Origin of the sequence: Paenibacillus lupini (assembly GCF_011761355.1) — a bacterium.
Taxonomy (GTDB): Bacteria; Bacillota; Bacilli; order Paenibacillales; family Paenibacillaceae; genus Pristimantibacillus; species Pristimantibacillus lupini.
Genome location: NZ_JAASRW010000002.1, coordinates 568,629 through 591,050, shown reverse-complemented (window position 1 = coordinate 591,050; position 22,422 = coordinate 568,629). Strand labels below are relative to the sequence as shown.

The 22,422-nt window shown below is 48.2% G+C and carries 18 protein-coding genes; all 18 read right to left on the bottom strand.

All coding sequences use genetic code 11. The features are described from left to right. Positions 1–221 precede the first annotated feature (221 nt). The 18 genes from ftsZ to FHS17_RS08095 all read right to left on the bottom strand — a co-directional run bounded on the left by ftsZ (position 222) and on the right by FHS17_RS08095 (position 22,246). A complete protein-coding gene (gene ftsZ / locus FHS17_RS08180) occupies positions 222–1,355 on the bottom strand; it encodes a cell division protein FtsZ (protein WP_167277743.1) in 1,134 nt (377 codons plus the stop codon). A gap of 17 nt (positions 1,356–1,372) precedes the next feature. Continuing rightward, positions 1,373–2,620 (bottom strand): cell division protein FtsA, encoded by a 1,248-nt coding sequence (ftsA, locus tag FHS17_RS08175; RefSeq protein ID WP_167277741.1) that lies wholly within the window; start codon positions 2,618–2,620, stop codon positions 1,373–1,375. 214 nt (positions 2,621–2,834) lie between these two features. Further along, on the bottom strand, positions 2,835–3,602 hold the full coding sequence (locus FHS17_RS08170) for a cell division protein FtsQ/DivIB (protein ID WP_167277738.1): 768 nt from the start codon (positions 3,600–3,602) through the stop codon (positions 2,835–2,837). A gap of 90 nt (positions 3,603–3,692) precedes the next feature. Further along, positions 3,693–4,961 carry a UDP-N-acetylglucosamine 1-carboxyvinyltransferase gene (gene murA, locus FHS17_RS08165; protein WP_167277735.1) on the bottom strand — a complete coding sequence of 423 codons (1,269 nt, stop codon included), beginning with the start codon at positions 4,959–4,961 and terminating at the stop codon, positions 3,693–3,695. 15 nt (positions 4,962–4,976) lie between these two features. Beyond that, a complete protein-coding gene (gene murB / locus FHS17_RS08160) occupies positions 4,977–5,882 on the bottom strand; it encodes a UDP-N-acetylmuramate dehydrogenase (protein WP_167277733.1) in 906 nt (301 codons plus the stop codon). Positions 5,883–6,138: 256 nt separating this feature from the next. After that, a complete protein-coding gene (spoVE, locus tag FHS17_RS08155) occupies positions 6,139–7,236 on the bottom strand; it encodes a stage V sporulation protein E (RefSeq protein WP_167277731.1) in 1,098 nt (365 codons plus the stop codon). A gap of 47 nt (positions 7,237–7,283) precedes the next feature. Then, the gene (gene murD, locus FHS17_RS08150) at positions 7,284–8,705 is read right to left on the bottom strand and encodes a UDP-N-acetylmuramoyl-L-alanine--D-glutamate ligase (protein ID WP_167277728.1); all 1,422 of its coding nucleotides are present in this window, start codon (positions 8,703–8,705) and stop codon (positions 7,284–7,286) included. A 130-nt stretch (positions 8,706–8,835) separates the two neighbouring features. Then, positions 8,836–9,792, bottom strand: coding sequence for a phospho-N-acetylmuramoyl-pentapeptide-transferase (mraY, locus tag FHS17_RS08145; protein ID WP_167277725.1), 957 nt, complete (start codon positions 9,790–9,792; stop codon positions 8,836–8,838). A gap of 4 nt (positions 9,793–9,796) precedes the next feature. Then, positions 9,797–11,209: a UDP-N-acetylmuramoyl-tripeptide--D-alanyl-D-alanine ligase gene (locus tag FHS17_RS08140; protein ID WP_167277722.1), complete on the bottom strand. Its 1,413-nt coding sequence runs from the start codon at positions 11,207–11,209 to the stop codon at positions 9,797–9,799. Beyond that, the gene (locus FHS17_RS08135) at positions 11,206–12,693 is read right to left on the bottom strand and encodes a UDP-N-acetylmuramoyl-L-alanyl-D-glutamate--2,6-diaminopimelate ligase (RefSeq protein ID WP_167277720.1); all 1,488 of its coding nucleotides are present in this window, start codon (positions 12,691–12,693) and stop codon (positions 11,206–11,208) included. Before FHS17_RS08135 ends, FHS17_RS08140 begins: the two co-directional genes overlap by 4 nt. Before the next feature lie 126 nt (positions 12,694–12,819). Continuing rightward, positions 12,820–14,757, bottom strand: coding sequence for a stage V sporulation protein D (locus FHS17_RS08130; RefSeq protein WP_167277717.1), 1,938 nt, complete (start codon positions 14,755–14,757; stop codon positions 12,820–12,822). Positions 14,758–14,858: 101 nt separating this feature from the next. Then, complete coding sequence (locus FHS17_RS08125) at positions 14,859–17,066, bottom strand: penicillin-binding transpeptidase domain-containing protein (RefSeq protein WP_167277715.1); 2,208 nt, start codon at positions 17,064–17,066, stop codon at positions 14,859–14,861. A gap of 9 nt (positions 17,067–17,075) precedes the next feature. Then, complete coding sequence (gene ftsL, locus FHS17_RS08120; protein ID WP_167277713.1) at positions 17,076–17,462, bottom strand: cell division protein FtsL; 387 nt, start codon at positions 17,460–17,462, stop codon at positions 17,076–17,078. A 19-nt stretch (positions 17,463–17,481) separates the two neighbouring features. Then, positions 17,482–18,432 carry a 16S rRNA (cytosine(1402)-N(4))-methyltransferase RsmH gene (gene rsmH / locus FHS17_RS08115; protein ID WP_167277710.1) on the bottom strand — a complete coding sequence of 317 codons (951 nt, stop codon included), beginning with the start codon at positions 18,430–18,432 and terminating at the stop codon, positions 17,482–17,484. A 30-nt stretch (positions 18,433–18,462) separates the two neighbouring features. Continuing rightward, on the bottom strand, positions 18,463–18,900 hold the full coding sequence (mraZ, locus tag FHS17_RS08110) for a division/cell wall cluster transcriptional repressor MraZ (protein WP_167277708.1): 438 nt from the start codon (positions 18,898–18,900) through the stop codon (positions 18,463–18,465). A gap of 131 nt (positions 18,901–19,031) precedes the next feature. Further along, the gene (locus FHS17_RS08105) at positions 19,032–20,078 is read right to left on the bottom strand and encodes a DUF4349 domain-containing protein (RefSeq protein WP_167277706.1); all 1,047 of its coding nucleotides are present in this window, start codon (positions 20,076–20,078) and stop codon (positions 19,032–19,034) included. Positions 20,079–20,156: 78 nt separating this feature from the next. After that, positions 20,157–21,056 (bottom strand): arginase, encoded by a 900-nt coding sequence (gene rocF, locus FHS17_RS08100; RefSeq protein ID WP_167277703.1) that lies wholly within the window; start codon positions 21,054–21,056, stop codon positions 20,157–20,159. Beyond that, the gene (locus FHS17_RS08095) at positions 21,053–22,246 is read right to left on the bottom strand and encodes an ornithine--oxo-acid transaminase (protein WP_167277701.1); all 1,194 of its coding nucleotides are present in this window, start codon (positions 22,244–22,246) and stop codon (positions 21,053–21,055) included. The genes rocF and FHS17_RS08095 overlap by 4 nt, the downstream gene beginning before the upstream one ends. Positions 22,247–22,422 lie beyond the last annotated feature (176 nt).

The window sequence follows — 22,422 nt, the reverse complement described above, 5'->3', positions numbered from 1 at the left end:
CACGATACACTAGCCTTGGTTTGGGCACGTTTGACCTCCTGTAGGGCGGTTTTCGGACTTACTGCGGGCTATAGTTGGCTAGGTTAGCATCCTGAAGGCTGGTTCCAGCCTTCAGGACCACGTAAACCTGGTTTTGGCACTTTTGATCACCAGACGGACTTTCAGAGCTATGTAAACAAAAAAACCTGACCGGCGAGCCGGTCAGGCGAAAGATTAAGAGATTAGCGGTCAGTACGACGATTGCGTAGGAACGCTGGGATTTCGAGCTGGTCGCTCGAAGGTGATGCGCCAAATGGCTTAACTGCCGAAGCTTGCGATGATGCCGACGAAGTTGATGTCGAAGTCGGGCGTGCTTCCGGCTCAGCTTGCGGCTGAGGCATACGGCGTGCTGCAGCGGATGGCTTATATTCGAAGCCCGTTGCAATTACCGTTACTTTGATCTCATCTTTCAAATCTTCATCAATGATTGCACCAAAGATCATGTTTACTTCTGGATCAGAAGCGGAGATTACGATCTCAGCTGCTTCGTTGACTTCATACAGAGACAGGTTACTGCCGCCTGTAATGTTCATGATTACGCCACGTGCTCCGTCAATGGACGTCTCAAGCAGCGGGCTCATGATCGCTTTCTTTGCTGCTTCAGCAGCACGGTTCTCGCCTGTTGCGATACCGATGCCCATCAGCGCCGAGCCACGCTCCGTCATAATCGTCTTCACGTCCGCGAAGTCAAGATTGATCAGACCAGGAACTTGGATCAAATCGGAAATACCTTGTACAGCTTGACGTAGCACGTTGTCCGCCTCACGGAATGCTTCCAGCATTGGCGTCTTCTTATCAACAATCTCGAGCAAACGGTCATTCGGAATAACGATCAGTGTATCTACTTTTTCCTTCAACGCTTCGATGCCAAGCTCCGCTTGCGAGGCGCGTTTACGGCCTTCGAAGGTGAATGGACGAGTAACTACACCAACTGTCAATGCGCCGCACTCACGAGCGATTTCAGCAATAACTGGTGCTGCGCCAGTACCCGTACCGCCGCCCATGCCGGCTGTAACGAATACCATGTCCGAGCCTTTCAATTGATTGATGACAAGCTCTCTCGACTCTTCAGCGGCTTTCTTGCCTACCTCCGGATTCGCTCCAGCGCCAAGTCCACGAGTCAGCTTATCGCCGATTTGCAGCTTATGCTCGGACTTTGCCAGATGCAAAGCTTGTGCATCCGTATTTACAGTAATAAAATCGACGCCTTTAACGCCGTTGTCGATCATTCGGTTAACCGCGTTGCTGCCGCCGCCACCAACACCAATTACTTTTATTTGAGCCAGTTGCTCTAGATCCAAATCGAATTCCAACATCTTACATTTTCCCCCGATCAAATAAATTCGCTAAACATATTTTTCAACCGTTCGAACATACCGGGTTTGGATGAAGCGGTGGTACCCGACTTGCGGCTTGCCGTTTTCTTCCCTGTACTTGTTGATGCTCCACGTACTCCCATATATTTCGACACGTATTGGATCATTCCTACTCCGCTGCTATACGCAGGATCTCTCACACCGATATAATCCGGCGAAGCGACACGAACGGATGATTCCAGCTCCACTTGTGCAAGAGCCAGTGTACCCGGCATTGTAACTGAACCTCCGGTTAATACGTATCCATTCACTTTATCACCGTAACCAAGTCTGCGTACTTCTTGACGAACAAGCTGGAAAATTTCCTGCATACGCGGCTCAATAATGCTGGCCAGATCGACCTGAGAGAATTCCTTCTCTACATTGCTTCCCATGCGAGTTACTTTAAACTTCACATCATCAGCTGCATCATTAACAAAAGCACAACCGTACTTTAATTTAATCTTCTCTGCTTGTTCCGACTGTGTCCGGAGACCGTAAGCAATATCATTAGTTACATATTCACCGCCGATAGGCAGAGTTGAAATAGCAGCAAGGCTGCCTTGCTCGTAGACGGTTATCGTCGTAGAGCCAGCTCCGATATCGGTAAGCACGGTTCCCATCGTTTTCTCGTCTTTTGTAAGCGACATAACGCCTGAAGCAAGTGACATCAGAATAACACCTGATATCCGAAGACCGGCTTTCTCTACGCAGCGCATTAAATTATGTATAGCCGTCTTTGTCCCCGTTACAATTGTCGCCTCAACTTCGAGCCGTACGCCAATCATCCCTCGTGGGTCAGAGATGCCTTCCAAGCCATCAACTAAAAATTGCTTTGGTACAAGATTAATAATTTCACGTTCTGGAGGAAGTGCGACCACTTTGGCCGCTTGAATAACTCTTTCAATATCTTCCTCGCCTATTTCACGATCCTCATTGGATACTGCAACAACGCCACGATTCGTCTGTAGTGCAATGTGATTCCCTTGAATCCCAACATAGACGTCTGATATTTGAATGCCAACCATTCTTTCCGCATGCTCCACTGCGCTGCGAATCGACTGCACGGTCTGGTCAATATCTACAATAGCTCCCTTGCGAATACCCTCCGAGTCGGCAGATCCAACTCCAATAATATTAATGGTTCCGTTACTCACTTCCCCAATAATAGCACGAACTTTGGATGTACCGATGTCCAAACTGACGATGATGTCGTTACTGCTCAACCCGCGGCACCTCCCGTTTCAACGAATAATAAAGACAAGAATAGGGTTATAAACATTCGTCCTTCTACTTATTCAACACCTTTGATATATTCCCTCTTTTTTCAACAAAATTTTCATTTCCCTCATGTTACGTATTAAGCCTTATGTTATGAATGCTGGATTCTCGCTTGAAAATATATTAAATCTGTGTATAAAATTCTACCATTCTTTCTATCTATTGAGTAGTCTCTTTTTGATCAGATTCCATATTTTCTGAGTCACTACTATTAAAAGGAACATAGGTGTCTGCGAGCAGCATCGTAATTTTCCCAGGCTCCTGCGTCTCGATAACCGCATTCAATGCATCGATCTTATCTGCCAGCAAAGAAACAGCAGTGATCACTTCAAATTTGGTTCGAGTGTAAATCTTGATTCGGTCTGGATACGCCTTGGATGGGTCCGGAATAATCTCTGATAAATCAGAAAGCTGCTTCGCCGAGATTTGGCCGAGCTGCTTCGTCAGCTCCCCCCGATTGGGATCGTCTACCTTCCAACCAGAGAGCACCGGCTTGTCCATAAGAAATTCGTCGCTTAATGCCGAAACATTGGTTCCGTTCGACATAATGGCGGACATTTCGCCGCTCGTAGACAATTCAAATGCCACAATTGGGAATTCTTTGACCGTAATTTTTACATCGCCAGGGAAAGACTTCGTAACACTTGCTTCCTGAATCGGCTTCAATTTCTTGATCTGATTCACGACTTTGCTCTCTGAAACACCGAAATAGGCGTCACCAGCATTTATGCCGGCTGCTGATTGTATGTCCGTCTTCGAGGTATATTGTGCGCCCTCTATTGTTATCGTCGTAATCTTGCTGATTGATGAGTTGAAAAATAATACAGATAAGAGAATCGCAAACAGTAGGAAAAGAACGGCCAGCAGTTTACGGCTGCCCTTTCTCTTCTTCTCCGGCTCTTTCAATACAGGCATGAGCTCGCTCATAACTTGTCCCTTCCTTCTAAAAAAACATCCGGTCCTCCTTCTTGGCAGGGCCGGTCGTTTCTATCCAGCTGCGATTCGGTCATCCGTCGATTAACTCTTCGGAACAGGAGAGTAACGCGAAATGCGCGCGCCGATTCTGCTTAACATCGTTTCAATGCAATCATAGCCGCGGTCAATATGATGGATTTGTTCGACGATCGTTTTGCCTTGTGCTGCCAATCCGGCGATAACAAGCGCTGCTCCCGCCCGAAGGTCGGTTGCTTCTACCGTTGCACCGTATAGACGCGGCACTCCTCTAATAAATGCCGAGTTCATGTCAACCCTGATATCGGCACCCATGCGTGACAATTCATCTACATGCTTGAGGCGACCCTCGAAGATCGTTTCCTTCAAAATGCTCACTCCATCTGCCAGCGCAAGCAGCACCATCACCTGCGACTGAAGATCGGTCGGGAAGGCAGGATAAGGAGCCGTAACGACTCTTTCTACTGCTCTTGGCCGCCCAGGACAGCCCACTTTGATTATATCACCGTCAACTACAATTTGAACACCTGCTCTGCGGAGCACGTGAATGAGCGAAGATAAATGTGCGGGATTCGTATTCAATAAGGTAACCTGCCCGCGTGTTGCAGCAGCAGCAACCATGATAGTACCAGTAACGATGCGATCCGGAATTACTGTGTATGTGCAAGGTGTAAGCGACTGTACCCCTTCAATTGTGATCGTATCCGTTCCGGCACCCATGATTTTAGCGCCCATCTCGTTCAGAAACCTTTGTAAATCTTGAATTTCCGGCTCCCGCGCCGCATTACTTATTGTCGTGCGCCCTTCGGCAAGCACGGCTGCCATCATAATGTTCTCCGTAGCACCAACGCTTGGAAAAGCTAAATGGATATCAGCGCCATGCAGTTTTTCTGCCCGGCAAATAATCCGGTTGCCAATTTCCTCAATCTCAGCGCCAAGTGCTTGAAGTCCTTCCAAATGAAGATCGATCTTTCTCTCGCCGATTGCGCAGCCACCAGGCTGATAAACCTGCGTCTCTCCAAATCTAGCTAATAATGGCCCCATCAAAAAGATAGACGAGCGCATCTGTCCCATTAACGATTCCGGTACATGGGAAGTATGTGCGGTTTCTGTATTCAGAACAACCGTATCTCCCACGTGCTCAGCGCGGCATCCTAATTCGCGCAAAATGTTAAGCATCACATCGATATCCAGCAGTCTAGGCACATGTTTAATTGTAGAAGTGCCTTCCGCCAACATACAGGCTGCCAATATCGGCAAAGCGGCATTTTTCGCTCCTTGGATAACAATGGATCCTGAGAGAGGTTTCCCGCCTTCAATCACCAATTTGTCCAATGTATCACCTCCGAATTACCGCTCACCCACCACCAATACTTCCGGTACTAGCTTAACTCCGTAACGGTCTGCTATTGTACCTTGAATGTGAGTCATGAGGGTGAGAACATCTTCAGCTGTCGCTTGCCCAGTGTTTACTATGAAATTGGCATGGAGCTCGGAAACTTCCGCTCCCCCGAATCGAACTCCCTTTAAACCGGCCTCTTGAATGAGCCTAGCAGCAAAATCATTCGGCGGATTGCGGAACACGCTTCCTGCGCATGCAAGCTGCAACGGTTGCGTACGTAACCGCCGTTCCTGATAGGACGCCTGTGTTGCCAGAATTTCACTACGGTCGCCTTCCGCAAGCTCAAACGTTGCTTCAATGACAACGCCTCTTACTTCATGAAGGATAGAGTGGCGGTAAGAGAATTGCATTGCCTCTCGGTCGAATCGAACCAATTCACCTGTCTCCAGCACAATCTCAGCTGATCTAAAAATACGTGACACATCCGATCCATGTGCGCCTGCGTTCATGTAGACAGCTCCGCCGACATTCCCTGGAATTCCCCCCGCGAATTCCAGTCCAGTCAGACCTTCCCTGCCCGACATTCTCGATAATTTCACAAACGAGAATGATGCGCCAGCATGCACGAGCGTTCCTTCAAAACGCACATAATCCAGTCCGTCACGGGTCTTAATCACAACACCGCGGATTCCTTTATCACTCACCAGCATATTGGAGCCGCGGCCTAAATTCGTCCACGGTACACCATGCTTATGAAGAAGGCGGATGGCCGACACGAGCTGATCTTTGCCGTGTGGGATAAACAGAACATCTGCAGGTCCGCCGATTTTCCAAGTTGTATGTTTTGCAAGCGGCTCATTAAATAATATCTGGCCTAGACCTGCTTGTTCCAATTCCGCAATATAATTTTCCATGTTGTCAAGCCTCCTTTAGCTTCTTGTTGAGAGAGTTAGGCAGATCCGCTGCGAGTTCAGTGCTGACTTAACTGCTCGCGGCGTTTGTAACTTACGGCCCGAACCGGGCGACGGTCACGATTTATAGAGTATCTTATGCCCTCTCCATTCCGAATGTGACAATCGCCTATTCTACCCTCAAAACACAAAAATGGACGTCATACGCCGCCTCGAAAGGCAGCGTCATGCCGGCCATTTACACCAATATTTCATCCCTTTATCTCGAATAACGGGATATATTGAGCAAAATGCCAAGTGCTGTAAGCAATAAGGTGAGCGAGGAGCCTCCATAACTGATGAGCGGCAATGTTATGCCCGTTACCGGCATCGCGCCAATAACCACTCCGATATTAATCAGAACCTGCACACCTATAATGCCGGTAATCCCTACTGCGAGCAGGCTGCCGAATGTATCCGGAGCAGAAATCGCAGTCCGAATCCCCCGCCAGACTAATATCATAAATAAGAGAATAAGTGCTGCCCCTCCGATAAAGCCAAGCTCCTCCGAGACAATGGAGAAGATGAAGTCCGTCTGCGGTTCAGGCAGATAGCTGAATTTCTGACGGCTCATCCCTAATCCAAGCCCTACAAGGCCGCCTGGTCCAATCGCGTAAAGGGACTGAATGATCTGATAGCCTGTACCGAGCGGATCCGCCCATGGATCCAGGAAGCCTGTAATACGCTTCATCCTATAAGGTTCGGCTATAACCAGTCCTATAAGTCCCACTAACCCGCTGGAAGCGAGTAAAGACAAATGACTGATTCTCGCACCGGCAGCAAATATAAGGATAAGAGAGGCTCCGACCATAACCGCACCGGATCCAAGATCCGGCTGTAGCATGATAAGTCCAAAGGCTAGTCCAACGAGCCCTAACGGAGGCAGAAGACCTTTCGTAAAGAGCGTAATTGTCTGCTGTTTCTCTGACAGCCATTTAGAAAGAAACAGAATCATAGCCAGTTTCATAAATTCAGAAGGCTGAATACCAAACGAACTGATGCCTAGCCAGCTTCGAGCTCCGCCGCGAACAACGCCAATTCCAGGAATAAGTACGATAATAAGCAGGACGAAGCAGATCAGTAGTGCAACTTTCGCCCAGTTTTTCCATATCAGATAGTTCGCGTTCATCGTAAATAGTAAAGCACCAACGCCAAGAACGGCAAATATAAATTGGCGCTTCACATAATAGAATTTATCGCCAAATTCATGGAAAGCGAGCACAGCGCTCGCGCTGTATACCATTACTAATCCAATTGTCAGGATAAGCGCAATAGAAACGATCATCCATACATCCGGGGCGGACCTGGCTTTGACCATAGCAAACACACCTCTTGATTTGCGTAAAGTAGGGACAAGCCCCCTACTTACAAGGTATGCGCCGATTCTTTAAAAATGCGTCCGCGCTGCTCAAAGGATTTAAACATATCCCAGCTAGCACAAGCCGGCGACAATAAAACAACATCTCCAGGCTCTGCCAAGCTAGCAGCTTCTTGTACGGCCTTCCGCAAAGTTGACTCGGCGTCCTCCTCAGGTTCGACCAATCGCAGATTCGTTAAACCTGCAAGCTCGGCCACCTTCGCCAGCTTGCCTCTCGACTCGCCAAGAACCACCAGTCCTTTGAGACGGTCGCGAAATACCGGAAGAAGCTCCATATAATCGGAACCACGGTCAAGACCACCCGCAAGGAGTATAATTGGCGCGCTTATGGAGCCAACAGACATTATCGTAGCTGTAGGATTAGTCGCCTTGGAGTCGTTGTAGTATTTAACGCCTTTCACTTCACCCGCATACTCAAGTCGATGCTCAACACCATTGAACTGCTTCAGTGCGGGCACGATCACGTCAGGTTCAACTCCAGCAGCTATGCAGGCTGCAATAGCCGCAAGCGCATTACCAGCGTTGTGGCGGCCTGGAATACCAAGTTCAGCAACTGGCAGAATGACCTTCTCAGATCCGTCTTCTTTGCGCCATACGATTACTCGAGCTACTTCTGCATCACTCCCTGCCTCAAACGGCGGTTCTATGCAAACACCGTTGTCCAATCGTGTATAAAGGGAAAAAGGCAGCACCTTTGCCGTCACCTGATCCACTAGCGCTCTACAGGTGGCATCATCCCAGTTCAGAACTGCGATATCGTCGGCAGTTTGATTAGCAAACAGCTTCACTTTAGAAGCCACATAGTCCTCCATGCCGCCATGATAGTCCAGATGCGTCTCCGCAATATTAAGAAGCAAAGCAATACGCGGACGGAACGAAGATGTCCCTTTTAATTGGAAGCTGCTGAGCTCAGCAACAATCCAGTTGTCTTCCTTTGCTTCAGTTGCCGCTTCACACAATGGTATCCCAATATTACCTGCCACGATTGGCTTCAAGCCCGCTTCTCCAAGCAGCTGGCCGATCCATGTTGTCGTCGTTGTTTTGCCATTCGAGCCTGTAATTCCGATAATTGGCGCTGCTGACAACCAATAAGCAACCTCAACTTCCGTTACAATCTCCACGCCATGCGCTTCTGCTTGCTGTACAGGACCTGCCGTATAAGGGATACCTGGATTCTTGACCAGCAATGCTGTCTCACTAGTGACGAGATCGTCCGGATGATAACCGCATAGCACAGAAATGCCCAAAGCAGTCAATTCATCCGCTTCGGGGCATAGTTCACGTTCTTTTTTATCATTTACGATAACTTCCGCTCCCAGAGCATGGAACACTTTTGCAACGCTCACGCCGCTTCTCGCAAGACCTAATACAACGACGCGGCGATCCCGATATGTCGCCGGATGGTTCATAAGTACAACTCCTTTGTATGAAAAGCGGTGTAAGCCGCTAATTCTCGTTCGTTATGTGTAACTTTGGCTACCCTTTTACCAGTCTCACATAGGAGACCGGCTGTAGGGAGGCCAAAGTAATAATGAAACCTTAAAGACCAAGAAGAAGTCCAATTACCGCTAACACAAGACCAACCGACCAGAACGTTGTAACGACACGCCATTCGGACCAGCCGCTTAATTCGAAATGATGGTGAATTGGGCTCATTTTAAAGATCCTTTTGCCTCGCAATTTAAATGATCCTACTTGCAAGATAACAGAAAGCATCTCCAGAACGAACACGCCGCCAACAATAACAAGCAAAATTTCCATCTTCGTCAAGATGGCGACTGCAGCAATGCCCCCGCCAATTCCAAGTGATCCGGTGTCACCCATAAACACCTTGGCCGGATGAGCATTAAAGATTAGGAATCCTAATACCGCTCCTACCATCGCTGCGGAGAAAATAGCCGATTCATGCTCAGATACTTGCAGAGCTAGAATCGTAAATGCGCCAAAAGCGATAGCACTTGTGCCCGACAAAAGACCGTCCAGGCCGTCTGTGAAGTTTACTGCATTACTGGAACCAAATAAGATGATGACAACAAAAGGATAGTAGAACCACCCAAGATCAAAGTCCCATGATGTTCCCGGTATTGTAATCAGCGTGCTGTGATTCATATTATACAGCTCTGCGCATACGATGATGGAGAACAACAGCTGACCGAACAACTTCTGACGTGCTGTCAGACCAAGCGAACGTTTAAATACGATTTTGATATAATCATCCAGGAAACCAACAAGACCAAACCCTACAGATGCAGTTAGCAGCACCCAGAAATCAGCTGTCTTATCGGAAAATTTCAAGAAAGAAATAAGTAGTGCAAGCATAATGATGATGCCGCCCATTGTAGGGGTGCCGCTCTTCTTCAAGTGGCTTTGTGGACCGTCAGTCCGGATTTGCTGTCCAAACTTCATGCGCCGGAGAAGCGGAATGAACAATGGTCCAAGCAGAACTGCTATTAAGAATGATGCGCCTAAAGAAAATAAGATGACCATCGTGTCCATTATCTCACCTCGCTTCCAAAGTTTGGACAATCTGTTCCATTCGCATACCGCGGGAGCCTTTGACCAGTATGATATCATCTGGCTCCACTTGCTCTTTTAACCATTCTCCAAGCTTTTCTTTATCGTCAAAATGTACAATTCTCGTATTCTTTGCTTCTGCCGGGAATTGGGACAAAGCCCCTTCCGACGTATGCAGAGATAAGCTGCCAAACGTGACAACGGCATCAGCCTTGTCCGGTGTAATGTAAGCGCCTGTCTCGAAATGAAGTGACTCTTCATCCGGACCAAGCTCCAGCATATCACCAAGCACAATCCACTTCCGGCGGAAACCGGATAACTGGGCAACTAAATCGATAGCAGCCCGAACAGCTGTTGGATTAGCGTTATAAGCATCATTTAGAATCATGGCTCCATTACTTGCTTTCACTGGCTGGATACGCATCCCTGTCAGCTCAAGCCCAACTAAGCCATTGCGGATATTGTCTTCCGAAATGCCGAAACGGCGTCCGATTGCGATGGCAGCAAGAGCATTGCTTACATTATGCTGGCCAGGCACAGGAATGGTATAGGGTGCTGATGCATTCTCCAGCCCTTTGCGTTTAACCGTAAAGGTAGAGGAAACAGCGCCTATCCCAATCTCTGCTGCCGACCAGTCATTTTGCTCGCCTAAACCAAACGTCTGGAGCTGCATGCCTTCCGGCAGGCTCATCGTCTTAAGCTCAGCTTCTAGCAATGGCTCATCACCGTTATACAGCAGAATGCCTCCCGATTGGAGACCCTGTGCAATTTCGAGCTTCGCCTTAGCAATTCCTTCCCTTGAACCTAATTGCAGCAAATGCGCATCACCAATATTCGTAATGACCGCTACATCTGGACGTGCAATATTCGTAAGCAGCTCAATCTCACCAAAGCCGCTCATTCCCATTTCCAGTACAGCCGCATCCGTTTCTTCATCAAGCTCCAGCACCGTAAGCGGCAGACCGATATGATTATTTAGGTTACCTGCTGTTTTATGAACCTTATAGGAGGTGCCAAGTACAGCAGCAACCATATCCTTTGTTGTTGTCTTGCCGTTGCTTCCCGTAATGCCAATGACACGAACATACAATTCTTCACGGTAGGAAGTAGCAAGCTGCTGCAATGCCTTTAACGTATCTCTTACGAACAGCAGTGGTGCATCCGCCAGCTCCGACGGCACTTCCCGCTTCATCTCCCATAATGCAGCGGCAGCACCTTGCTGCAGCGCCTGCAGTACATAATGGTGGCCATCAAAGTTCTCCCCAACGAGCGGAACGAACAGCTGGCCATCCTTAATACTACGCGTATCAGTACTTACACCAGCAATACGGATCGGCTCACCTTTATAGGCTCTAGCGCCGCACATGACGGCGACCTGCTCCAATGTACGATTTATCAATGTAACAATCCCCTTATCGCTTCTTTCGCCACTAATCGGTCATCAAATGGATGCGTTACGCTTCCGATAATTTGATACGTTTCATGACCTTTCCCCGCAATCAATACTACATCGCCGGAGCTTGCCATTTCAACCGCTTTTTCAATCGCAGCGCGGCGATCGACCAGCAGTTCGTAATGTTCCGGCGATACGCCATCGGCCTCTAGTCCTGCCTCAATATCCTTCAGGATCAGATCAGGGTCTTCTGTTCTTGGATTATCTGATGTGACAAACACATAGTCTGCATAACGTGCTGCAATGGAGCCCATGATTGGACGTTTCGTTCGGTCACGGTCTCCGCCGCAGCCAAACACACAAATAATACGAGGCGGTGCAAGCTCCTTCACAGCTCGCAGAACATTCTCAAGTCCATCCGGTGTATGTGCATAGTCAACAACAACAGCAAAATCCTGACCTGCCTGCACCGACTCAACTCGGCCAGGCACGCCTGGAACGGCTTCGAGACTGGCTTTTATCTGTTCGAGCGTAATATCTTCGATCAGAGCTGCTGTAATGGCTGCCAATGCATTGTAGACATTAAACTTGCCGACCATCTGAAGCGCTATATCTGTTTCCCCGCGGAACGTTGTTAAATGGAAAGTCGTCCCTTGTGCGGAAATTCGGATATTGGACGCACGTACATCAGCTTCCCGGTCAATCCCGTAAGTAATAACTTCCGCTGCCGTCAGCTTGGCGAACTGATCCGACACTTCATCATCGACGTTTAATACCGCGTAGGAACAGTCGCCCTGTTGTGACGGGAACTCATTGCCAAGACGGGAGAAGAATAAGCCCTTCGCCGCAGCGTATTTCTCCATCGTGCCGTGATAATCCAGGTGATCCTGCGTCAGGTTTGTAAAGATGGCCGTACGGAAACGGCAGCCCTTCACACGGCCTTGCTCAAGTGCATGCGAAGATACTTCCATCGCACAATATGCTGTTCCTTCCTCACGCATAGCAGCTAAGTATTGCTGAAGCTGCAGCGCCTCAGGCGTTGTCCCGGACATCGGGAACGATTTGCCCGCATAACGCATCTCAACTGTCCCAATCACACCAGAGCTCCGGCCATTGTCATTCAAAATTTGCTCGATTAAATAAGTCGTTGTTGTCTTGCCGTTAGTTCCCGTAACTCCGATCAAATTCAAAGCTTCGCTAGGATGTCCATAGTAATGATCGGCAAGCACAGCCATTGCCAGCCTGCAATCTTTTACGAGGAGCTGTGGAGCATCCAGCTCCAGCTCACGTTCGACGACGAAGGCGACTGCGCCTTTGGCTGCTGCCTGAGGCGCGTACGCATGCCCGTCAACGGTATGCCCCGGCAAACAAATGAATAGCTGGCCGGGTTCTACCTTGCGGGAATCCGTCTCAATACCAGTCACCTCTATATCGCCGGAGCCTAGCAGCTTCGCTGTAATAAGCCGTTTGGCCAAATCGCTTAATCGCATGTTGTTTTCCTCCCATATGTAGGTCGTTATCTCTCATTATAGTCAAGGAGGATGCATTATATCATCCTCATTGACTATTGTAAGTCAAGGAGTATGAGTTATATCATCCCCCTTGACTATTGTAGGTCAATGGGTATCGGATATATCATTCTCATCGCCCAAATATATTCGGATTGTAGAACCTTTATCCACTCTTGTACCAGCGGCTGGTGCCTGACGAATGACGGTATTGCCTGAGCCTGCTGAAGAAAGATTAAAGTTCATGTTCATATCTTCATAGATGTCTGATACCGACTGGCCGATCATATTAGGCACCGTCACAATCGGAGTTTCACCATACTTATAAGTTCTGTCAATCTGCTTTTCACGCGGCGGCACCTGCAAAATGGTTAGCGCATCTTCCATAATATTATGAACGATTGGTGCTGCGACAACGCCACCAAATTGAATGCCCTGCGGATTATCAACCGCTACATAGATGACGATCTCTGGTTTATCTGCTGGTGCGAATCCGATAAAGGATACGATATGTTCATTAGGAGAGTAACGACCGTTAATTACTTTTTGTGCTGTACCTGTTTTTCCTCCAACTCGGTAGCCGTCAATGAAAGCATTTTTCCCCGTCCCTTGAGCTACGACACTTTCAAGTGCTTCACGCACTTGCCTCGACGTATCTTCCGATATAACCTTGCGTACCTCTTCCGGCTCCACTTGTTGCACGGTTTCCCCGGTTAATGGATTAATCCACGCTTTCGTCACATGCGGTTTATACAAGGTACCGCCATTTACAGCGGCAGAAACGGCAGCGATCTGTTGAATTGGCGTCACCGATACCCCTTGCCCAAAGGCAGTTGTAGCCAGCTCGACAGGACCTACCTTATCCAGCTTGAACAAGATCCCGTTCGCTTCGCCTGGAATATCAATACCTGTCTTCGAACCGAATCCGAAGTTTTTAATATAATCGAAAAGCTTCTCTTTGCCAAGCCGATTGCCAAGGTTTACAAATCCCGGGTTGCAGGAATTTTGAACAACCTCCAGGAACGTTTGGCTGCCATGGCCGCCTTTCTTCCAGCAGCGAAGCCTTGCTCCGCCAATCTCTACGGCTCCCGGATCGAAGAAGTACTCATTCTTCAAATCAACCTTTTTCTCTTCAATGGCTGCTGCAAGCGTTATGATCTTAAAGGTAGAACCCGGCTCGTAAGTCATCCAAATCGGAAGGTTACGGTTGTATACCTCGGTCGGAAACTCTCTATAATTGGCCGGTTCATAGGTTGGCCTGCTGGCCATGCCTAATATTTCACCGTTGTTCGGATTCATCGCAATCGCGATTATATTATCGGCTTGAAGTGCGGTCATAGCCTGATCGAGTTCACGTTCCATTACGGCTTGAATCTGCTTATCAATAGTTAATTCCATCGTCAGACCTTGTTGAGGCGCCTTATAGGTGTCCGATGAGTTAGGCATCGTCTTGCCCGCTGCATCAGATAAATACGATACATTGCCGTTAATTCCTGTCAGCTTATCATTATATTTGGATTCTACACCTGTAAGGCCTCCATCAATACCCGTAAAACCAAGCAAATGTGCAGCAAGGCTGCCATAAGGGTAGTACCGGCTGTTATCTTCGGCAATAACAATGCCGCTCAGATGCAGGTCTCTTACTTCCTGTGCTTCATTCAGCGACATTTTCCGGCCGCCCGGCTTCAGCTCCACAATCCGTTCCTTCTTTGATAACAGCTTAATAAGCGATTCCTCTGTCATGTCCAAATAAGGGGCCAGCTTGGCCGCAGTCGCTGCCTTGTCCGGAATTTGGACAGGTATAGCAAGTACGGATGGCGTGCTCACGTCAAAGGCGAGCTTCACCCCGTTGCGGTCCCAAATCTCGCCCCTTTTCGCCTTATAAGTAATTTCGCGCCGCCAGGAATCTTCTGCCTTGGCAGACAGCTTCTCCCCCTGCCATAACTGAACATAGGCAAGCCGAAAGATCAAACCTGCAAAAGCAATTACACAAATCATTAACACAATAAACAGCCGGCGACGCAATGTTACATTTGATACCTTCATATCCTTTGTCCCCCTCCGCCTCATCCTTCGGCAGAGCGTACGCTGACGCTCATTCCCAACTTATGAGGGACAAGGGGGGGATAGAACAAGCTGTTTATTGATTATTGCGTATTTGTTGTATCTGCCTTGGATGCATCTGCATCAGCAGCTTCATCTTGTCCTGATTCCTGTTGTAATTCAGGAGACAAAGTAAGCTGAAGCAGCCGTTCGCCATTTTTCGTTACCTGCTTTTGACTCACGACATATCCTGCGCCTTCCGCAGTTACACGAATATCAAGAACAGAAGCAATTTCCAGCGCATCCCGCAAGGAGATGCCCGTCATATCCGGTATCTTGAGCTTGTCCCGCTGCTCAGTTATCAAATAAACCTTCTGGGCAGGATGAACAGAAGCTCCTGATGCAGGTACTTGCTGGATGACCGTTTTGCCGCTGCCAACTACCTCGACATTAAGACTACGTGACTTCAACTGGGACTTCGCAGCAGATACGGTCAGTTTGGAGAGCGCTGGCACAGTAACGGTTACTTCTTTCTTCTCGTCATCGGCACCTTGAATCTCAGGTGCGATACCCATATGCTTCAAGCTTTTATACACAATGTCCTTGAAGGCTGGCGCTGCTACTGCACCACCACCAACTGTAGAATCGTTTGGTTCGTCAACTACGATATAAAGGACAATCTTCGGATTCTCAACAGGTGCGTATCCGATAAAAGATACAACGAATTTGTCTGAAGAATATTTGCCGTTGATTACCTTTTGCGCCGTACCTGTCTTACCTGCTACCCGGTAACCTTCGATGTAGGCATTGCGTCCCGTACCAATTTCTTGGTCCGATACAACCTGCTCGAGATATTCGCCAACCTTCTTCGAGGTTTCCTTTGAAATAACATTGTTATTAATTACCTTTGGCTCGGTCTTCACCGTAGTTTGGGTATTCGGATCATAGATCTGCTTGACAATATGCGGCTCCATCAGCTTACCGCCGTTTGCCACTGCAGCTACAGCCGCAACCTGCTGAAGCGCCGTTACCTGTACTTTACCTTGACCAAATGATGCGCGGGCAATATCAGACGGAATAGATAAATTAACATTAATTGCACCTGCGGATTCTCCGCCGAGCTCGATCCCGGTCTTTTTGCCAAAACCAAACCGATTAATATAATCCAGCAGCTTTTCGCCGCCCAGCTGTTCCCAGCCTAGCTTTACGAAGGCAACGTTACTGGAACGCTTCAGGCCTTCCAGATAAGTAATGGTACCCCAGCCAACTTTGTTGATATCCCGTACCGGTGTCCCTGGAACGGCAATCGAACCAGAATGATAAGTCGCATTTGGATTAAAGATGCCTTCCTGCACCGCAGCGGCAAGCGTCACAATCTTAAAGGTAGATCCCGGTTCATACAGAGATTTGATCGAATGATTATAAGCATTCTCATAATTGCTGTCCCAATAAGTATTCGGATCAAATGTCGGATAATTGGCCATCGCCAGGATTTCCATCGTATTGGGATCGGCCGCGATTGCTGTAATGCTCTTCGGATGGTACTTATCATCAATGTCTTGAAGTGCCTTCTCGACATAATCCTGAATATCCATGTCGATCGTCAATGCAATGTCTTGTCCATCCTTAGCCGGCTGGTATTCTACATCGCCTTTCGCGAGCTGTACCCGCTTGCCGTCCTTCTCATACTTAAGCTCTCCGTCAATGCCTCTCAATTTTTCATCGAAGAAGGCTTCAATACCGGTCTTGGCTTCGCCTTCCTTTGTCACATAACCAAGTAATTGGGAAGCCTTTGCATTACGAGGATAATAACGCTTCTGATCATTGCTTATGATGATACCAATGTCTTTTTTATCGTATTTTTTCTTCAACCCGTCTTCGAACTCAACGATTTTATCGGCTAGCGCCTTATCAATCTTCCAGCCTTCCTCGTGAATCTCCCGCTGCTGATAGTAATCGCCATTATCCTTTTGTGCGGTCACGATCTTAAGCAGATCAGCTTCTGACTTTCCGAGTATCTTATGCAATCCTTCTGCTACTTCATCTGCTATATTTAAGGAATGAATCATAGCCGGATTAACCGATACATCATAAGCAATGGAATCCATAGCGAACATGTTGCCGTCTCTGTCAGTGATAGACCCCCTCTTCGCTACAAGTTTCTCTTCCGCTGCCCACCTCGTCTTGGCCTCGTCATACCAAAAGTCACCTTTGACTACTTGTACCCAATAGATTCTGCCGATTAAAACAACAAAAAGGAGGGTCATTATCCCTCCAAACAACAACGTACGAAGCTTAATTCGTTTTATCATGGTCGTCACCTATTCGGTCTTAGCTTGCTGCGTTTTTACCATGATGTCAGGCTGCTCAGTGCTGGCCATACCTTGCGTTTCGGCCATCTTGCGAATGCGCTCCGGATCGCCTAGCATTTCTACTTGTTTCTGTAATTCTTTCATATCAATATTCATAACTGCGTATTGGTTGTTCATTTGCTTGATTTGCACGCGCATATCGTAATTTTTGGCATACTGATTCACAATTACACCAAGCACGATCACACAAAAAACAACGGTGAACATGTAAAGCAGCTTTTCCTTTACCGGAATCGGCTTGCGCTTTACAACGATCCGTTTCGTCTCACGGATGACTGGCCGTTGATCCGGCTTGCGCTTTGGCTGCATTGCCAAATTGCCATTAATATAAGCCAATGAAAGAACCCCCTCTAACCTACAATTTTTCTGCGACACGCAGCTTGGCCGAACGAGAGCGTGGATTAACTTCTAACTCCTGCTCGCTCGGAACAATCGGCTTGCGGTTCACTAACCGAAGCTGTCCTGTGCCACCGCATACACATTTTGGGAAATCCGGCGGACAAGTGCATTTTTCAAGATAACTCGCAAATAATTGCTTGCAGATGCGATCCTCTAGCGAATGGAACGTAATGACAGATACTCTGCCACCTGGACGAACACATTTGACTGCCTGCTCTAACGCAACTTCTTCTGCACGAAGCTCATCATTCACTGCAATACGAAGCGCTTGGAACGAACGTTTGGCTGGATGGCCGCCTGTTCTTCTTGCTGCTGCTGGTATACCGGATTTGATCAGTTCCGCAAGCTCGCCTGTAGACTCCACCGGCGCATTCTCTCGAGCTTGAATAATCTTACGCGCGATCGATCTTGCGAACTTCTCTTCCCCATAAATATGCAGGATCCGGGAAATCTCCCGTTCTTCCCAGCTGTTGACGATATCGTAAGCCGTTAATGCGCCTCCCTGATCCATCCTCATATCAAGCGGTGCATCATGATTGTAGCTAAAGCCACGTTCCGCTTCATCAAGCTGTGGACTGGAAACACCAAGGTCAAACAAAATACCGTCTACCTGAGGAACACCGTCTACCGTTGGAACGTCACACGTGAGCAGCATTTCTTCCAAATAGCGAAAATTGCTTTTGACTAGCGTTACTCTATCCATATAGGGAGCAAGCCTTACGCGTGCGTTCTCCAGCGCTGCATCATCCTGGTCAAATGCGATTAAACGCCCTCCATCGCTCAGCTGGGACACAATCCGTTCACTATGGCCTGCGCCGCCAAGCGTACAGTCGACGTATATGCCGTCCGGCTTGATTGCCAGTCCGTCAACCGCCTCTTCCAAAAGCACTGTAATATGCTGAAACACGCTAACATCCTCCCATTCTTGTTGTTTACTCTAGAAGTTGAAGTCGAAATCGACCAATTTCTCCGCGATCTCATTGAACGCTTGCTCGGATTGCTCATAGTAGCCTTCCCATGTCGATTTACTCCAAATCTCAACACGGCTGGAAACACCAAGCACCATGCAATCCTTGTCCAGCTTCGCATATTCGCGAAGGTGAGCTGGTATGTTTACCCTTCCCTGTTTATCCAGCTCGCATTCCGTAGCTCCGGAAAAGAAAAACCGTGTAAACGCACGGGCATCCGATTTCATCAGTGGCAGCGACTTAAGCTTCTGCTCAAGCACAGCCCACTCACTCATCGGGTAAACAAACAAGCAATTATCCAATCCGCGGGTTGCGATAAAGCTGGTACCAAGCGAGTCTCGAAACTTAGAAGGAATAATAATACGGCCCTTCTCATCAATGGTATGTTGATATTCACCCATAAACATGAGATTGACCCACCCCTTCCCCCGAATCCCCCACTTTGCACCACATTCTCCCACTAAGATACAGTAGTTCGCCACCTAAAATAAAAATCCTGCTCAATGAGCAGGATTTTTAATAAATTTAATTCATATGATTAACCATTTGGATGATTCGGGTCATCCTCCTCGGTTTCTTCTTTAACTGAAGGGGTTACAGGAGTTTGCGGCGGGATGGAAGGCATGGATTTGTTTCTTGCCCGGCTTCTTCCACGCAGCCAATAAACAGGAACACCGATAATAAATAGCAGTAACAGAATGGGCAGTGCGCCTGCAATGAAGACAAGCAGGCCTTGCAGAACGCTGATCATAGCATCGACACTGTCATTGATTGCTTCAGACATTTTATCCCCGATGCCGTCTTCCTTATCTTTCGTCTCTGCCTTCGCATCCGGTTGATACAATCTCAGCTCGATTGTTGAATAAGAAACGTTATTATCCAAATAGCGGATCCGGCCCTTCAGCCGTTCAATATTTTCCTGTACCGTGGATAACTGCTCAGAAAACTTAACCAGATCATCTGCCTTAGTTGCTTTATCCATAAAGGCAAGAAGTCGTTCCTCCACCACCTGCTGAGCTGTCAGCCGTGATTGAAGATCCACATACTCTTCCGTCACATCCGTTCCGCTGATCTGCCGCTCAAACTTTTTATGCTCGATGCCATCCAGCCGGTCTATGAACGCCATGAACCCGGCAGCGGGAACCTTGATGGTATAAGTAGAGCTCTTCTCCCCATTGTACTGCCCGTCTTGGAATTGTAAAATGTAGCCCTCAGATTGATGTATAGCATTCCGGAGCGCTGTTGCGGCTTTATCATAATCAACGGCTTCTATTGTCAGATTCGCTTTATAAATCAGCTTCTGATTCATGGCGGTTCCGGTGCCTTCCGCTGCGATCTCCCCGATTGAACCGCTGCCAGCTTCACCTGCTACTGCAGTCGGCGCCTCTGCCGACGAGCTGCTTGCGCTGTTTTCCGTGGCTACCGATTGGTTTTCAAAACTGTCTGCTGCTGCGGCAGCGCCATTCGAACTAGAAGTAGCACTATCACTATTACTGCTGTCGTTTGAACTTGAACATCCTCCTAGAATAAGTGCAACAACCATAATCATGAGCAAGAACGTATACCATTTTGTTATATTACGCATCTTTACTCCCCCTTTTTTGTCGTCCACCGTTCTAGACGCTCAATATTTGGAAATGTTGCAAAAGGGAGTAAATGGTGATTAATTCCTTAAGTTGCTCAATAATACTTCAATTAGCTCCACCGCTAGCTTCGCTGTCTGATCTGCGCGGTCCAGAAGCGGATTCACCTCTACGAATTCAGCAGATGTTAGTCTTGCAGACAGACCAAGCTGGCGAAGGGCATTCCGCGCTTCCTCTGAAGTTAATCCACCCTGTACAGGAGTTCCGGTTCCTGGTGCTTCAGTCGGATCAACACTATCGATATCAAAGCTGAGATGAATACCGTCAGTATTTGCCCCAGCTAGTCTAATCGCCTCAGCAATAACCGTATCGATACCAAGTTTGCGGATATCCGCTATCCCGAAACAAGCAATACCTGCAGAATGAATGAGTACCTCTTCCGCTGGATCCAGATCACGAGCCCCAATCAGGACAATATTAGCTGGGGAAACAATGCCTGCTCCAGGCCACAAATGCGATAAAGACAGCTGTGCCCTTCCTTGAGCGACAGCAAGCGGAATGCCGTGCATATTGCCGGAAGGGCTGGTTGATTCTGTGTTCATATCAGCATGCGCGTCGATCCATATGACACCAAGTCTCGGGTAATAAGCAGATAAGCCTGCTAATGTTCCCATTGCAAGGCTGTGGTCCCCACCAAGTACAAAAGGAAATTGACCGGCTGATACAGCCGTATATACTTCTCCAGCGAGCGCCGTCCCTGTTGCAATGACTTCTGCTGAATGCTTCATAGGCAGTTGAATGGGTGGTATTTGAATACCGGCCCCTATATCCTTCTGCTCGTCAATATGGCATCCCAGCCGCTGCAGACTCTGTAAAAGACCAAGATGAAGGAGATGGCGGGGAGCTAGTTCACTTCCGGGGTTTCCGGCACCAAGACCAAAAGGAACCGACAACAACGCAATTTTCGGAGGTGTCTTCATATTTGGAACACTTCCTTAATTCGCTCCAGCGCCCAGTCGAGCTCCTCCTTCGAAATAGTTAACGGCGGGGCGAAGCGGATCGCCGTCTCATGAGTCTCCTTGCATAACAGCCCGATCTGGAACAACGCTTCACAATAAGCCCTCGCCTGCACTGACAGCTGCATACCGATAAATAACCCTTTTCCCCTTACTTCGATAATATCTTCATGGCTTATTGCTTCCAGGCATTGCTTAAAATATTGACCAAGCTGTTCGGAGCGCTCAGCCAACTTCTCATCTTCCATCACCTTCAGCGCAGCAAGCGCAACAGCACATGCGAGTGGATTACCGCCAAAGGTTGAACCATGTGAGCCGGGCTCGAATAGACCAAGCACATCATCACCAGCCGCAACGGCCGATATAGGCAGGACACCGCCGCCAAGTGCTTTTCCAAGAATATACATATCGGGAATAACATCCTCCCAATCGCAGGCGAAACGTTTGCCTGTTCTGCCAAAGCCGGTCTGGATCTCATCAGCAATAAATAGAACGTTTTGCTGTCTGCACAGCTCAAAGGCCTGCTTCAAATAGCCGTCAGCCGGAGCGATAACGCCCGCTTCTCCTTGGATCGGCTCTACAAGAAAAGCTGCAGTATGCGGAGTGATCGCATTCTCAAGTGCTTCCGCGTCACCGTATGGAATAATTTTGAATCCAGGTGTAAAAGGACCAAAGCCTGCACGGTACTGCGCTTCCGAGGAGAAAGAAGTAATGGTAATGGTCCGGCCATGGAAGTTCCCTTCACAGACGATAATTTCCGCTTGACCGTGCGGTACGCCCTTAACCCGATAAGCCCAGCGGCGCGCCGCCTTCAAGGCTGTTTCCACTGCTTCTGCACCTGTATTCATTGCTAGAATTTTGGACTTGCCCGTAAACTCTGCCAGCTTCTTGTACAACTGACCTAACTCCTCGCTGTGGAAAGCTCTAGAAGTAAGGGTTACTTTATCCGCTTGCTCCTTAAGTGCACGGATGATGGCTGGATGCCGATGTCCATGGTTCAACGCTGAATAAGCGCTGAGCATATCCATGTACCTGCGGCCTTCCGGATCCTCCACCCACACTCCTTCAGCATGCGTGATAACGACAGGAAGCGGACTATAGTTACGGGCACCGAAGCGATCCATAAGACGTATTGTGTCAACGGAACTTCTCATAGCCTATCCCTCCTAAAAAGAATTTCTGCAAAGATGGCCTAATTGGGCCATTTGCGGTAATTCTTACGTCGTAAGCATTCTCCTAAGAATTTCTGCAATGATGGCCTAATTGGGCCATTTGCGGTAATTCTTATTCGTAAGCATACCCCTTGTTTCATTGTACGGCGATTGCCGCA